Origin of the sequence: Pseudoalteromonas sp. SR41-1 (assembly GCF_014164015.1) — a bacterium.
Classification (GTDB): domain Bacteria; phylum Pseudomonadota; class Gammaproteobacteria; order Enterobacterales; family Alteromonadaceae; genus Pseudoalteromonas; species Pseudoalteromonas distincta.
On the sequence record NZ_JACJEK010000013.1, the window covers coordinates 46,981 to 61,352 of the forward strand.

13 protein-coding genes are annotated in these 14,372 nt (G+C 39.8%); 4 read left to right on the forward strand and 9 right to left on the reverse strand.

Annotated elements, in window-relative coordinates; all coding sequences use genetic code 11:
- The 3 genes from glnL to glnA form a co-directional block, all read right to left on the reverse strand.
- Positions 1-1,071, reverse strand: coding sequence for a nitrogen regulation protein NR(II) (gene glnL, locus H5118_RS12610; RefSeq protein ID WP_002961118.1), 1,071 nt, complete (start codon positions 1,069-1,071; stop codon positions 1-3).
- 82 nt (positions 1,072-1,153) lie between these two features.
- Complete coding sequence (locus tag H5118_RS12615) at positions 1,154-1,675, reverse strand: DUF4124 domain-containing protein (protein WP_182671859.1); 522 nt, start codon at positions 1,673-1,675, stop codon at positions 1,154-1,156.
- A 113-nt stretch (positions 1,676-1,788) separates the two neighbouring features.
- Positions 1,789-3,195, reverse strand: coding sequence for a glutamate--ammonia ligase (gene glnA / locus H5118_RS12620; protein ID WP_002961121.1), 1,407 nt, complete (start codon positions 3,193-3,195; stop codon positions 1,789-1,791).
- Positions 3,196-3,702: 507 nt separating this feature from the next.
- Between glnA and typA the strand changes: the two genes are divergently transcribed.
- The gene (gene typA / locus H5118_RS12625; protein WP_002961123.1) at positions 3,703-5,526 is read left to right on the forward strand and encodes a translational GTPase TypA; all 1,824 of its coding nucleotides are present in this window, start codon (positions 3,703-3,705) and stop codon (positions 5,524-5,526) included.
- A 354-nt stretch (positions 5,527-5,880) separates the two neighbouring features.
- Here the strand turns inward: typA and H5118_RS12630 are convergent, their stop codons facing one another.
- The 3 genes from H5118_RS12630 to H5118_RS12640 all read right to left on the reverse strand — a co-directional run bounded on the left by H5118_RS12630 (position 5,881) and on the right by H5118_RS12640 (position 8,487).
- The gene (locus H5118_RS12630; RefSeq protein WP_182749024.1) at positions 5,881-6,609 is read right to left on the reverse strand and encodes a CBM9 family sugar-binding protein; all 729 of its coding nucleotides are present in this window, start codon (positions 6,607-6,609) and stop codon (positions 5,881-5,883) included.
- 67 nt (positions 6,610-6,676) lie between these two features.
- The gene (locus H5118_RS12635) at positions 6,677-7,756 is read right to left on the reverse strand and encodes an MBL fold metallo-hydrolase (protein ID WP_182749026.1); all 1,080 of its coding nucleotides are present in this window, start codon (positions 7,754-7,756) and stop codon (positions 6,677-6,679) included.
- Positions 7,757-7,830: 74 nt separating this feature from the next.
- Complete coding sequence (locus H5118_RS12640; protein ID WP_002961128.1) at positions 7,831-8,487, reverse strand: DUF2959 domain-containing protein; 657 nt, start codon at positions 8,485-8,487, stop codon at positions 7,831-7,833.
- 87 nt (positions 8,488-8,574) lie between these two features.
- On the opposite strand from H5118_RS12640, the gene H5118_RS12645 reads away from it, so the two are divergent.
- Both H5118_RS12645 and dtd read left to right on the forward strand, forming a co-directional pair.
- Positions 8,575-9,480 (forward strand): virulence factor BrkB family protein, encoded by a 906-nt coding sequence (locus tag H5118_RS12645; RefSeq protein WP_002961130.1) that lies wholly within the window; start codon positions 8,575-8,577, stop codon positions 9,478-9,480.
- Positions 9,481-9,918 (forward strand): D-aminoacyl-tRNA deacylase, encoded by a 438-nt coding sequence (dtd, locus tag H5118_RS12650; RefSeq protein WP_024597209.1) that lies wholly within the window; start codon positions 9,481-9,483, stop codon positions 9,916-9,918.
- Here the strand turns inward: dtd and H5118_RS12655 are convergent.
- Positions 9,907-10,620, reverse strand: coding sequence for a spermidine synthase (locus H5118_RS12655; RefSeq protein WP_024597210.1), 714 nt, complete (start codon positions 10,618-10,620; stop codon positions 9,907-9,909). The two genes, dtd and H5118_RS12655, sit on opposite strands and share 12 nt — an antisense overlap.
- A gap of 246 nt (positions 10,621-10,866) precedes the next feature.
- On the opposite strand from H5118_RS12655, the gene H5118_RS12660 reads away from it, so the two are divergent.
- Complete coding sequence (locus H5118_RS12660; RefSeq protein WP_182749027.1) at positions 10,867-11,760, forward strand: bifunctional GNAT family N-acetyltransferase/hotdog fold thioesterase; 894 nt, start codon at positions 10,867-10,869, stop codon at positions 11,758-11,760.
- Positions 11,761-11,832: 72 nt separating this feature from the next.
- Here H5118_RS12660 and H5118_RS12665 read toward each other — a convergent pair whose 3' ends face one another.
- Both H5118_RS12665 and H5118_RS12670 read right to left on the reverse strand, forming a co-directional pair.
- On the reverse strand, positions 11,833-12,870 hold the full coding sequence (locus H5118_RS12665; RefSeq protein WP_182749028.1) for a phospholipase A: 1,038 nt from the start codon (positions 12,868-12,870) through the stop codon (positions 11,833-11,835).
- Positions 12,871-13,248: 378 nt separating this feature from the next.
- On the reverse strand, positions 13,249-14,370 hold the full coding sequence (locus tag H5118_RS12670) for a succinylglutamate desuccinylase/aspartoacylase family protein (RefSeq protein ID WP_182737746.1): 1,122 nt from the start codon (positions 14,368-14,370) through the stop codon (positions 13,249-13,251).
- Between the last annotated feature and the right edge of the window lie 2 nt (positions 14,371-14,372).

The window sequence follows — 14,372 nt, forward strand, 5'->3', positions numbered from 1 at the left end:
TTAATCTGCAAAGGGCAGATAGATATTAAATTCAGTATGTCCAGGCCAGCTATCACATTCTATATAGCCATCATGTTGATCTATCAGCGTTTGCGCTATTGAGAGTCCTAACCCTGAGCCATCTTCTTTATTGGTGATCATAGGGTAGAACAGTGTTTCACGTACACTGGGATCAATACCTGGTCCGTTATCAGATATTTGGATCAACAAGGCTTTTTTAGGTGCTTTACCTGGGCGACGATGTTGATGATTAATGCGGGTTTTTATTGTTATTTCACCGCCATCTACAAGCGCCTGCTGAGCATTTCGAACAATGTTTAATACTACTTGCTGAATTTTACCTTGATCAATGTATACATCAGGAATGCTTGGGTCGTAATCCTTAACCAAGCTAATGTTAGAACAATTATCTAACGTACTTAGTCGTGCAACTGATTCAAGTGATTGATGTATATTGCCATACGATTTTTGCGGAAGCTGATTTGGCCCTAAAAGCCTATCTACTAATTCGCGTAATCGGTCAGCTTGCTCAATGATAAGTTCAGCACATTGGTCTCTTTCTTGTTGATCAACCTCATACTGCAATAACTGCGCCGCTCCGCGAATTCCACCTAAAGGATTTTTAATTTCGTGAGCTAAGCCTCTAATTAGATTTCGGGCTGCTTGGTATTGATGCATTTGATTAGACGCTTGGTCGTGCTTAATTTCGTCATCAGTTTGGCGCCACTCAAATAAAATATAAAGTGAGCCATCAAACTTAATTTGTCGTGTACTTACGGCTACTTTTGCATGGCGAGAATCGCTAAAAACCACGTCAGCTCTGTGCTGCTGGCAATCTACACCTTCAACTAATGAGTATTGTTCTATACGCTGCAAATCGATTGAATGGTAATTAAAAAGACTATCGAAAGGCTGATCTAATAGGCGCTTGTTACCAAGGCCAAGCAGTTCGCTAGTACTGGTATTGGCATAGACAACGGTGAAGTTTTTATCAAGCAACATGATAGCGGTTGTTTGATTTTGCCAAATAGCATCGAGTAGCTCAGGGCTAAAGTTTTTATTATTAATCATAGCTGCACCATTTTAGTGCGTGGATATTTACAAGCAAGTTATATAGTAAAATACACTGCTGCACGTTTAGTAATGCCCCAATTTAGTTACTTAGGTTTAGCCCTTTTCGGTGCATAAAAAATATGCAGGGCTCACTTATAGCAATAACTTGGTTTTTACTATTAAAAAGCTTTAATTGTAGTGTGTGCTCACCACGTTCTACATCTCTTATTGCAAAGGTTGAACTGTCACTGGCTGGGCCATGTGCTTTGCCATCAATAAAAAGTTGTATAGTAAAACCAGTTTCAAAGCGTGGTTTTATTCGGCTAGTAACATAAACAGTGCCGGTATTTTCACGAATAGTCTGGTTATGATCAGGTGAGGAAATGGCAATACTAAAGGCCGCTTGTTGGGGCTGGGGTTGCTCGTCAAAAATGTCAGTATTTGTTGCAGGCATATTAAGATCTTGGCTGGTAAGCTTTACCTCTTTAGCACCTTTATGAGGGGTGTCAGAGAACACTAATACGCCATTTTTATCTTTCCAAGCGTATATCTTTGTTTCACCAGCGTAACCATAATTGCTTAATCCTAAAGCAATTAATAGTAATAAAATCTTGTTGTTCACTCTGCAGCCCTGCATTTTTGTCGGTAACTTAACTTTAGTGGAGATTGATTAATTTTACCATTAAAAAAGCCCGCAAAGCGGGCTTGAGAACACACATATTTTATACAGCTAAATTAACAGCTGTAGTACATTTCAAACTCAACTGGGTGAGTTGTCATGTTAAGCTTTTCAACTTCTTTAGATTTAAGTTCGATGTAAGCATCGATTAAGTCGTCAGTGAATACACCACCTTGAGTTAAGAATTCACGGTCTGCGCTAAGTGCAGATAGTGCTTCGTCAAGTGATGCTGCAACAGTTGGGATTTCTGCTGCTTCTTCAGCTGGTAAGTCATATAAATCTTTATCCATAGCATCGCCAGGGTGGATCTTGTTTTTGATACCATCAAGGCCAGCCATAAGCATTGCTGAGAAAGCAAGGTATGGGTTAGCTGTTGGATCTGGGAAGCGTACTTCAATACGACGACCTTTTTCAGATGGAACCACTGGGATACGGATTGATGCAGAACGGTTACGTGCAGAGTATGCAAGCATAACTGGTGCTTCAAAACCTGGTACTAAACGTTTGTACGAGTTAGTAGAGGCATTTGCAAAAGCGTTAATTGCTTTAGCATGCTTGATGATACCGCCAATGTAGTAAAGCGCATCTTCAGAAAGGCCGCCGTACTTATCACCAGCAAAAAGGTTTACACCATCTTTAGCAAGTGACTGGTGACAATGCATACCAGAACCGTTATCACCAACAACTGGCTTAGGCATAAACGTTGCTGTTTTACCGTATAAGTGAGCCATGTTATGGATAACATATTTCATTTCTTGAATTTCATCCGCTTTTAATACCATTGTATTAAAGCGAGTAGCAATCTCGTTTTGACCTGCTGTTGCAACTTCGTGGTGATGTGCTTCTACTACTTGGCCCATTTCTTCTAGAACTAGACACGTAGCTGAACGCCAATCTTGGAAGTCATCAACAGGAGCAACTGGGAAGTAACCGCCTTTAATACCTGGACGGTGACCTGTGTTGCCATCTGCATATTCTTTATCTGAGTTCCAAGCAGCTTGCTTAGAGTCAATTTTGTACATAGAACCAGACATATCTGATTTGTATTTAACGTCGTCAAATACGAAAAACTCTGGCTCAGGGCCAAATAAAACTGTATCTGCAATACCTGTAGAGCGCATGTAATCTTCAGCACGCTTAGCAACAGAACGCGGGTCGCGCTCATAACCTTGAAGCGTAGAAGGCTCTACTACGTCACAACGTACGATTAATGTTGATTCTTCAGTGAAAGGGTCTAGTTTGATTGATTCAGCAACTGGCATTAATACCATGTCTGATTCGTTTATGCCTTTCCAGCCTGCAATTGAAGAACCGTCAAACATTTTACCGTCTTCAAAAAAGTCTTCATCAACTTGGTGATGAGGAATAGATACATGTTGTTCTTTACCCTTAGTGTCAGTAAAGCGTAAATCAATGAACTTAACGTCATTTTCTTTAATAAAATCTAAAACCGATTGTGACATGTGTCCTCCAACTATTGGGTTTTGTTATTGCTGCATAATTGCTTTGGGATTTACTAAGCTGATTTTGTGCCATTTTTATAACTAGCTGTTTATAAATTAAAAAAATATCGTTGCATCAAAATGGAATGTACAAACGCACTATATTGGTGCGTAAATTTTCCTTTTTGGTGCAAAATTTACAGGGCACAATTTGCTGCTAATTTAATCGCTCGGAAATAGCATAACCTAAATGCAAAAGAGTACCAAAAAGATCAGCAAAATAGCCAAAAAGGCTGTTTTTCAAAAAAAATTTGAAATTTAATTCATATAATTGTCATATATAAAACAGATACTTAGTAAAAGTATTGAGAAAGTTTTGAAATTTATATTGGATAAACTTTCATCCATGTCATTAATGAGGGATAATATGCGCCCTTTTAAATCCTATGCTGGGACATCTCGCGAAAGCGTGGATGAGTGCGTAGATCTTGCAGGATCAATGAGAATTTAATTTCTCTGAGTAAATATATGAGCATCGAACAGTTAAGAAATATAGCGATTATCGCGCACGTTGACCATGGTAAAACAACACTGGTTGACAAACTACTTGAGCAATCAGGTACATTAGAAACACGCGGCGGTAACGAAGAGCGCGTGATGGACTCAAACGACATTGAGAAAGAACGTGGTATTACCATTTTGGCTAAAAACACAGCCATTTCTTGGAATGACTACCATATCAATATCGTAGATACCCCGGGACACGCCGATTTCGGTGGTGAAGTTGAACGCGTACTTTCGATGGCTGACTCAGTATTATTACTTGTTGATGCTCAAGAAGGTCCAATGCCGCAAACGCGTTTCGTTACGCAAAAAGCATTCGCGCAAGGCTTAAAGCCAATCGTCGTTATCAATAAAATTGATAAGCCAGGCGCTCGTCCAGATTGGGTTATGGATCAAATCTTTGATTTATTCGACAACCTTGGCGCGACTGACGAACAGTTAGACTTTAAAGTAATCTACGCTTCAGCAATCAACGGTTGGGCAACACTAGATTTAGACGAACCATCAGACAACATGGAACCTATGTTCAAGATGATCGTTGAAGAAGTATCACCACCGGATGCAGATCCTGAAGGTGACTTCCAAATGCAAATTTCTCAACTAGATTACAACTCTTATGTTGGTGTAGTTGGTATTGGTCGTATTAAACGTGGTTCTGTTGCTCCTAACCAACAAGTTACTATTATCAGTGCTGATGGCACTACACGTAATGGTAAAATTGGTGCAGTACAAAGCTACCTAGGTCTTGAGCGTATCGAAACTGATAGAGCTTACGCTGGTAACATCGTAACTGTAACAGGTATTGGTGAGCTTAAGATTTCTGATACAGTTTGTTTCCCAGGAAACGTTGAAGCATTACCACCACTAAGTGTTGATGAGCCAACTGTAACAATGACATTCTCTGTAAATAACTCACCTTTCTGTGGTAAAGAAGGTAAGTTTGTAACGTCACGTAATATCCGTGAGCGTTTAGACAAAGAATTAGTACACAACGTAGCACTTCGCGTTGAAGATACTGCTAGCCCAGATAGCTTCCGTGTTTCTGGTCGTGGTGAATTACACCTAGGTATCTTAATTGAAAACATGCGTCGTGAAGGTTACGAGCTTTCAGTTTCTCGTCCAGAAGTTATCTTACGTACTGTAGATGGCGTTCTAGAAGAACCGTTTGAAACAGTGACTATTGACTGTCAAGAAGAGCATCAAGGTTCTGTTATGGAACAAGTTGGCCTACGTAAAGGTGAACTTACTAACATGACTCCAGATGGCAAAGGCCGTATGCGTTTAGACTTCATGATCCCAAGCCGTGGTTTAATTGGTTTCCAAACTGATTTCATGACGCTTACTTCGGGTTCTGGTCTTATGTACCATACGTTCGATCATTATGGTCCTCATAAAGGTGGCGCTATCGGTGTTCGTAAGAACGGCGTAATGATTGCAAACGCAACTGGTAAAGCACTTACTAACGCATTATTCAACTTACAAGAGCGCGGCCGTTTATTCATCGGTCACGGTGTTGAAGTATACGAAGGTATGGTTATCGGTATTCATAACCGTGATAACGACCTTACAGTTAACGCCCTTAAAGGCAAGCAGTTAACTAACGTACGTGCATCTGGTACTGATGAAGCGCAAACGCTTTCTCCGCACCTTAACTACTCACTTGAGCAAGCGCTTGAGTTCATCGATGATGACGAGCTAGTTGAAGTTACTCCACTAAACATTCGTATCCGTAAGAAACACCTTACAGAAAACGAACGTAAACGTGCGGGTCGTGCACCTAAGTCATAATCTATTAATTTAGAATAATGATTTTAAAAGCCGCTGTATTGCAAAATACAGCGGCTTTTTTGTGGATGAAAATAAGAGCTGTTAGCTATAGTCGTCAGTTGAAAGTATTTAGTTAAAAATTATATGACTACTGTTTTGAGATGGAATTTCCATAATATATTTACCTCTAAAAGCGCAGCGCCTCTTAACCTCTTTGTGAATAATTTACTTAAAGATCTTTTGCACAAGGAGAAGAAAGAGAGAGAGAGCTGAAACAGCCGATAATGCAAAGTATCTGTGTTTTTTGGTGGGGGGTCGTTGGGTCTCGCTTCGCTCAACCCAACATACATGTTCAATTATTTTATTGGTAGTAACTTACTTTTTAGGAAGTAGGGTTATTTTGCCAAATACGTCGGCATCTATAAAACCACGATTTCTGTCGCCATTTACTGGTTGTACTTCGTGTGAGCCCATAAAGTGCTCGCGCACGTCACTGCCATCGTTATCGCAATACGCTAACATAAACCCGATTACTTGCTTTTCGCTAAGTGTAAGTGGCGTGTTTTTAGCCCCTTCTTTATAATCATTAGGGTAGAGTTTTATTGCTACTTCCCAGGTAATGTTAAAGGGCGCGGTGGTGTTGCGCTTCCAGTTACTAACTAGGTGGTCAGTATACAAATGGGCTTTTTTATCAGGTCCGTAATCGGCAGCTTGGTTATCAAGGCCAATATGGTACGCCAAAGCGGTGTGATTAAATTGATGATTACCGCCCGATGCATCGCTATCAATAAATACTTCAAGCGCATCGTCATCCCAATATTTATAGGTTGGATCTGCGTGTGTATCTATTAGAACATCATCCACAATATCGGCTTGTAGGTATAAATAGTTTTGATCCCACAATAAACGATAACGCCCTTTAAAGTCGGCATCGTTTGATGGCAGTGTGCCATCCATTAGATAAGGCATGTCGTGCCAAGCGGCTTTATCCCATGCGCTTTCTGATACGCCATCAATAGTAATTGGAGTTGATGTATGTTCAACATCAATAGCCATTGCTGGCGTGCTTAATAAAAAGCTTAAGGCGAGTGCTAATTTCTTCATTAATCTCTCAATTTTATTGTCGATTTGTCTTAATGTAATAACAATCTTAAAACAGCCAAGTAAATAGTTACAGTGAAATACTTTCGCCTTCGTTTAAAATATACAGCGGCACTTTTGAATCCATTTTATTGTACATATGCAATAAGCGAAGTAAGGCTGAATGACTGCTGTGGTCGCCCATTTTCCAACTTGAGTTACCGTATCCCCACGGTATCATTACTTTGCAGTTAAGCTCTTGTGCTGCGTTGAGCGCGTCTTCTGGTGTGGTGTGAACGTAACGATAAAATTTACCACTTTCTTTACTGTAGTAAGAAGCGATTGGGATTAAGCATACATCTATATCGCCATATTTTTGCTGTATGTCTTTAAAATGTTTTGAGTAGCCTGTATCGCCTGCAAAAAATAAGGTGCTACCGTTTTGTTCAAGCAGCCAGCCATTCCATAAGTCTTTATTGTTATCTTCGTAAATAAAGGGCACTAATACGCGAGCGCTAAAATGATGAGCTGGCACGGCGTTAATAACTAAGTCGTCAATGTTGGTTGTTGAGTACCACGGCATTTCGCTAATGTTAAAACCGCCGGTAGGGAAGTTGTCGGCCATCCCGAGTGGTGTTAAATAGCGAGGTTTATTGCCAATGCTTTGTATGTCGGCTTTATTAAAATGATCGTAATGAATATGCGAATACATTACCGCATCAATATTTTCGAGTGCTTGCTCACTAGGCCAAGCGCCTGCTTTACGATAAATGCCACCGCCGAGTTTAAAGCCAAGTGCCACTGGAGAATCAAACTGATTTTTTACCGGATCAAACAGCACACTTTGACCATTTGGAGTGTTAATAACAAAACTAGCGTGACCAAGCCAGCGTACGGTATAGCCAGTGCTAAGTTGTGGTTTAGTTTGCTGGCCTTGGTACTGGCAGTTTTCGCTGCCGGTTTTGCATAGTAAGTCTGGGTGAGCTGGGTAGCAGTTTTCAGTACAGGTAGTGGGATATGTTTTTTCACCTGTGTATAAATTTTTATAACGACCGTTCTTATCATTAATAACAACAACTGAGTCAGAGCTGGTAATACGATTAATATTATTAGGTGCACCGCAGGCCGTTAATATACATAAGAGTATTGCTGCGATTAAAAAGCGTTTCATTGTAAATCCCTTTTAGCATTCCCTTTAACATAAAAAAGCCTGCAATTAAGCAGGCTTGTTAAAGTAATAAATGACTAGCCAGCGCTGTTCATTTGTTCAATAAATTTATTTGAATCGGCAATCGATTTGTTCATGTCGTTCATCAACAATTGAATATCGCGCTTAAGGTTAGTGAATTCACCTTTAATAGCCGATACCGCTTGTGCATTTAAGTTATGCTTTAAGTATAAAACGTTATCATGAAGCGAGGTTAATACTGGCTCCATTTTACTCTCTGCGCTGCGCATTGAGCGTAATAGCTGATCAAATTGACGCTTAGTTGCGGTTAGCTTTTTGCTGCTTTCACGCTTAAGTGATGCGCTTTTGTATTGCTCTAGCTCATCGCTCCACTCATCAAACAGAGCTTCTGCCACGTCTTCTACTTTATTGATGTTAGTTGACACTTCGTTAGCGGCATTTAAGCTCGACTCGTAATCGTCGTTTAATTGATTGTAAGTGTCTTGTAGTTCGCCACCATTAAAATCAATTAGAGTCGTTAAGCGCTCTAATGCCGATTTAAATTCTTCTTGTGACTCTTGTTGAGAGTCTTTGGTTTCTTCTACGCGGTCAATAAGAATATCGCGTTTGTGAACACCCACTTTTTCCATCGCAGAATAATAAGCTGATTGGCAGCCAGTTAAAGTAAGTGTTACTACAAGCATTGAAACACTGAGTAATGTTTGTTTTTTCATTTGAATTCCTGTTTACGAGCGTTAGTGCTGTAAATTATGGCGCTGATTGTTATTATAATCAAAACTATATAAGCACAAGTCAATTGTATGAATGATAAGCTCTCACATTACAAACAGCAAGTTAAGTCCTTTATACGCCAGCAGCCTGGTTGGTGGATGCAGTATTTTAATCGTTGTATAGACGATCAGATAACGGTTAATGCAGGTTACCTTGCTTACGTAACCCTTCTTTCTTTAGTGCCATTAATTGCGGTGGGTGTTGCTATATTTTCAGCTTTTCCGGGCTTTGAATCTACTCGCATGGAAATTGAGAGCTTTTTGTTTACCAACTTTGTCCCTACCTCTACCGATGTTATTAGAGAGCATATTAGCTCCTTTGCCGGTAACGCTAATCAAATGACGGCGGTAGGTATTGGCTTTTTAGCTGCAATAGCCTTGCTGTTAATACGTAATGTAGATGCCACACTAAATCGAATTTGGCGAATTAAGAAAAAACGCCCAATGATGATCTCATTTGCTGTGTACTGGATGGTTTTGAGCTTAGGGCCTGTATTACTCGGAGCGAGTATTGGTGTTACCTCTTATATTGTATCTTTGGTATCGTTTGCTGATCAGGGTATTCCTGGGTTTAGCGGGTTTTTGTTAAAGTTATTGCCGTATGGGATTTCGATGGTGGGCTTTATTATGCTCTACACCTTAGTGCCTAATACGCGTGTATCGTTCAGAGCGGCAATACCTGGCGCTTTTTTTGCGGCACTTTTATTTGAGCTGACTAAAAAAGGGTTTGCACTTTATATTAGCCATTTTCCTTCGTACGAAGTTATTTACGGCGCAGTAGCAACCATTCCTATTTTGTTTGTATGGGTGTATTTATCGTGGGTCGTTGTTTTGCTTGGCGCTGAATTTACTGCGTGTATTAGCCCAAATGATATTCCAGAAACACCAGAACTTGAACTAGAAGATGATGAACCAGCAGTAAAGGACACAGTTTAAATGCAAGGTTTAATACAACGCGTAAAGCATGCCAAAGTAGAAATTAACAACCAAGTAGTAGGTGAAATTAGCCAAGGTATATTGTTGTTGCTGGGCGTTGAAAAACACGACGATACGCAAACGGCCGATAAGCTTTTACATAAGGTAAGTAATTATCGTATTTTTACTGACGAAAACGACAAAATGAACTTAAGCCTTAAAGATATTAAAGGTGAGTTACTGGTGGTTTCGCAATTTACGCTAGCGGCTGATACTAAAAAGGGTATGCGCCCTAGCTTTTCATCTGCGGCAACGCCAAGCCAAGCTAATGAGCTTTACGAGTACTTTGTTGCTCAAGCTAAAGAGTTGGGGCTTACAATAGCCACCGGTGAGTTTGGTGCCGATATGCAAGTAAGCTTGTGTAACGATGGGCCCGTTACGTTTAACTTATCTGTTTAAGTTTTTGGTTACCACGACAATATGATTTACATAGCCCGTAATTTTTTGCGGGCTAACATTACAACCAAATACATCGAGTAATAGCTGCTGAAGTTGCTTTAATTGCGACTCATGCTGCGATAAAAAGTTAATAAATAGCACACCGTTGTTATTTAAAGCCGAGTAAATTTTTTTATAAAATGCCTCTTCAAATAAAAATCGAGGTGCATCTATCTGGCTAAACAAATCTAAAATAATCCAATCAATATTTTGCGCACTTTTTAAAATCTGTTGCGCATCGGCGCAAAGCAGTTGCTCATTTTTATTTGACGAAAAAAATTGGGTATAGCAATCAATAATATCGGCGTTTTTTTCAACCGATGTTATTTGTGCTTTAGGGTATTTGTATTGTAAATAATTACGAATTGCTCCGCCGCCGAGGCCTAGTTCTAACACTTTTTGTGGCGGCTTAAGAGCCTGCCAATGCTTACCTAGGCATAATAAATGTGGAAAAAGTAATAAATCCGGGTTATTTAAATCAATAACAGATTGAAGAGTGTCGTTAATCAGTAACCAGCGTAACGGCTCGTGCTCACGTACTTGAATGTGATCGCCACTGCATTTATGCCAATAGATTAACTGACCAATGCTGTGGCTATTTTCAATAAATTGATCGCCCAGCAAACCCGTCAGTGAATTTATATAATTGATTTTTTCCATCATATTCTCAGCATAAACTAGCAACGTTAAAGCGCAATGGCCTTTGCCATTATTTTTTACGTTATTTTACAGCCATCACCAAAGTCGTATTTGCAGTTTTTTTAAGATGGAGTATGGTATTTGCCATAAATAATACCAACGGACTTAATTATTTAAGCTTTTTAGTTTGGTAGATAATCAATACTATTAGTATAGCGCCGTAGCCTTTTTTGACTTTTATTTACGGCTTATATAACAACAGGAGTATGTATGTTTCAGGTAAGCACCCCACAAAGTAGCGAAGATTGGCAAGCGTATTACCAATTGCGTTGGCAAGTATTACGCGCGCCTTGGGACGAGCCTCGTGGCTCTGAACAAGACGATATGGAACAAGACTCTGAGCACCGCTTTATAAAAAATAAAGAAGGCGAAGTGCTAGGTGTAGCACGTTTGCACTTTAACAATCATGAGCAAGCACAAGTGCGCTATATGGCGGTTGCAGAGGGTAATCGTAACCAGCATATTGGTAGTCGCTTACTGCACGAGCTTGAAAAAATTGCATGGGTTCAAAACGCAGGCGAGCTTGTATTGTTTGCACGCGAACGAGCGCTTGAGTTTTATAAACGCCACGGTTACGAATTAAAAGAAAAAGCGCACTTAGCGTATGGCGATGTTCAACACTTTAAAATGGTAAAGCAAAAACCGTCTGAGCCAGGTTGGTTTCGTCACCCTAATTGGACGCAAGTACTACAAAATACGTGGCGTGAGTCTATTCCAATTAGTGACGCGATGGGTATTAAGGTAGAAAGCTATACCGATTGGCAATTTACAACCAGCGCCGACCTAGACGCTAACTTAAACCTACATAACACAATGTTTGCAGGTTCTATTTATAGCTTGGCCACGCTAACAGGTTGGGGCGCTACGTACTTAGCACTTAAAGAAGCTGGGCTTGAAGGTAATATTGTATTAGCCGATGCTAACATTAAGTACTTAAAACCGCTTACTACCGACCCACGTGGTTGTGTTGATATACAAACCTGTAAGGGCAAGTTAAGCGATTTAGAAACCGACGGTAAAGCAAGTTACGTAGTGCCAGTAACTATTTACGATGGTGATAACGTGGTTGCAGAATTTGAAGGGCAGTTTGTAGTAAAAAAATAACTGTTTAGCTGTTTAAAACACAAAAAAGCCAAGCAATGCTTGGCTTTTTTGTGCGTAAAACTTAGAGAAGTATTACAGCAAATCGGTTAATAATATACCGACACCAATACGTTCTACATCCGCGTTGTAATCAATTAAGCTTTCGCCATAACCGTTAAAGTATTGTGCATAACCACGAACGCGACCCCATAATGGAAATGACCAGTCGAGTTGAATTGCACCACGGTTTTCTGAATTTAAGTTGTTACGCGTCATGAAGCTAAATTCATGATCGTTAAGACGGTATGCACCACTAAATTCAAAATAGCCCATGTATTTGTATATGTCTGGATTATCGTCGCCTTTAGCATCAAGTATGTCTTCTTTAGTATCTTCGCTTATGCGATACCAAGGTTTAAAGCTAAAAACAAAGCCCCTATTTTCCCAAATAAAGTCTGCGTAAATACGGTTCCACGAACGCGAGTTTGGTTGGCTTCGACCGTTTGATTGGTGCGAAATACCTAATGCGATTGCCATTTCGTCGCCCCATAATACGTTTTCTGGATCGAGGTAGTTTATCCAAAATATTTCTGGTTCGTAGTTGGTTTCACGAAATGGAGAAGAGATTTCTGAGTTATAAAGCTGCCAGTAAGATTGCAGAGTAAAGCCAAAAAATATGGCTTGGTCTTCATCAGAAAAATCATCATATAGAGGCACTTTGATTGAAAGCTGGTATTTTGCTTCTAGGTTGTCTAGTGGCTCACCATCGTTATCATCTGTTAATTCGTCAAAACCATCAAAAGGGCGATCGTTTGGGTGTGATACATACGAAAGCGGTAAAATATAGTTACGCTTATGTGGCGTAATTACATTTCTATTTTTTTTACCGACTTCTTCACGAGCTTGGCGTTTATCAAGCGCGGTAAGTTGTTTGTCTTCTTCAAGGGATGAGCACTTTTTACGCAAGTCATCGAGAGTTTGCTTGCCATCTCCACCAATCACTTCATTTAAAATACACTGTTTTACAAGCTCGATGTCGTTGTCTTGCTCGTTTGTAGCAACTTCTTCTTCTTGTGCGAAGGTAGCGGTACTAATTAAAGCAGAAAGAGTTATCCAGTGGCGCCAGCTCATTGTAATTCCTTGTGAGTTTGGGTTGTTGTATGCGTTAATTTAATTATAACGTCTTTTTACATATGTAACGGTGAACTTTTACTGAATTTGTATTCATAACAAGGTCCATACGTATACAAAGTAAATATAGATCAAAAGAAAAGCGGCCTAAGCCGCTTTTCTAATGCAAATTAACTACTTTAGTTAATTTATACCAATTTTGTTAAAAACATGATCATTCTAGCGTATTAAATAACTCACTAACTACGTTAAAAATTATTTATATAGAACAACTATGTACCATAATTTTAGCCTTGTTATTAAGCTATTTCCTTATCGCTATAATAGATCACTAATTTAATGCAATTGGTATTACTCTCACGCAATGAGAAGGGTGAGCTAAAGCTCAAATATGTTAGTAAAAAACTTATAAAGCTCGGTACCTTGATTAACACTCGCTGAGGCAAAGTGCAAAATAGCAATTGCATCGCAATCAAGAGTAAGTGTTTGCAATGGTTGCTCACTTAAGTAGCGCTCCATGCGTAAAATATTGGCAATAGGCTCACCAGCTTTAATGTGCCCGCCAAGTGGGGCTAAGTATTCAACCATGCCGCCAATAGGGGCGTAATAAGCAAAGTAGTCATCTAAATTACATGCATAACGAGTCATATTGGCTGGCGTATGCGGTGCGTTTTGTAATACGCCTTTGTGATTTAAGTAACTTAAAATGCTGTTTGCATCGTTTAATGCTTCTTTTAAGTCTATTTTTTCTTGGCTGCCTAGCTCTACAGTAAATGCTTCTACAGCTATTGATAATTCGCGACCTTGTCCGCTAAGCGCATCACTTAAATGCCACCATGGGCAAAAGTTAGCTTCATCCATAGCGCCGTCAAAATCACTAGGAATAAGCAATACATGTTCAATATTAAAGTAACGTGCGCTGTCGGTTGCATAGGTTGGGCAGTACAGATGCTTGCTTGAAATAGGGCCTGTGTGTAAATCGAGTACTATATCAGCCTGATGAGCGAGCTTTTGTAAGTTAAGCGCAATGCGTTTACCCGTATTGAGTAAATAAGCAGGGCCGTTAAGTTTGCTATCTACTTCGTCAATAAGTGCCTGTTTGAAGTTACTTTTTAATGTAGCGTCGTCATACTGAGTATGATTTTGTGCAAACTGTGCCACTAAATTTTTATTGTAGTGATACATGCGATTCCAATTAGTGCCCGTAATCGGATCGAACCTGCCAAGGGTAAACTCGCCAGATTTTTGATTACAGCCAATCGGATTTGCATAAGGTACAAGGGTAATATCGCCACTAAGGTTAAGGTGTTTTAATTGCTCAAGCAGCTGAAAAATAACTGCGTTACCTTGCACTTCAGCGCCATGCATATTGGCCTGAATGTAAACACTTGGCCCTGTGCCATCACCTTTTAAACGATACACAGGAATTGTAAGTGGTAAGCCGTTTGCAACTTCCCCTACTACAATGTTCTCTTGGCTAATGTGTGTTGTATTACTCATAC

Excerpts from the sequence above, each read along its gene's own strand:
- H5118_RS12660 (WP_182749027.1), top strand. The coding sequence starts at position 10,867 with ATGTTTCAGGTAAGCACCCCACAAAGTAGCGAAGATTGGCAAGCGTAT.
- glnL (WP_002961118.1), bottom strand. The coding sequence starts at position 1,071 with ATGATTAATAATAAAAACTTTAGCCCTGAGCTACTCGATGCTATTTGG.
- glnA (WP_002961121.1), bottom strand. The coding sequence starts at position 3,195 with ATGTCACAATCGGTTTTAGATTTTATTAAAGAAAATGACGTTAAGTTC.
- typA (WP_002961123.1), top strand. The coding sequence starts at position 3,703 with ATGAGCATCGAACAGTTAAGAAATATAGCGATTATCGCGCACGTTGAC.
- H5118_RS12665 (WP_182749028.1), bottom strand. The coding sequence starts at position 12,870 with ATGAGCTGGCGCCACTGGATAACTCTTTCTGCTTTAATTAGTACCGCT.
- H5118_RS12635 (WP_182749026.1), bottom strand. The coding sequence starts at position 7,756 with ATGAAACGCTTTTTAATCGCAGCAATACTCTTATGTATATTAACGGCC.
- H5118_RS12645 (WP_002961130.1), top strand. The coding sequence starts at position 8,575 with ATGAATGATAAGCTCTCACATTACAAACAGCAAGTTAAGTCCTTTATA.
- H5118_RS12640 (WP_002961128.1), bottom strand. The coding sequence starts at position 8,487 with ATGAAAAAACAAACATTACTCAGTGTTTCAATGCTTGTAGTAACACTT.
- dtd (WP_024597209.1), top strand. The coding sequence starts at position 9,481 with ATGCAAGGTTTAATACAACGCGTAAAGCATGCCAAAGTAGAAATTAAC.
- H5118_RS12655 (WP_024597210.1), bottom strand. The coding sequence starts at position 10,620 with ATGATGGAAAAAATCAATTATATAAATTCACTGACGGGTTTGCTGGGC.
- H5118_RS12670 (WP_182737746.1), bottom strand. The coding sequence starts at position 14,370 with ATGAGTAATACAACACACATTAGCCAAGAGAACATTGTAGTAGGGGAA.
- H5118_RS12630 (WP_182749024.1), bottom strand. The coding sequence starts at position 6,609 with ATGAAGAAATTAGCACTCGCCTTAAGCTTTTTATTAAGCACGCCAGCA.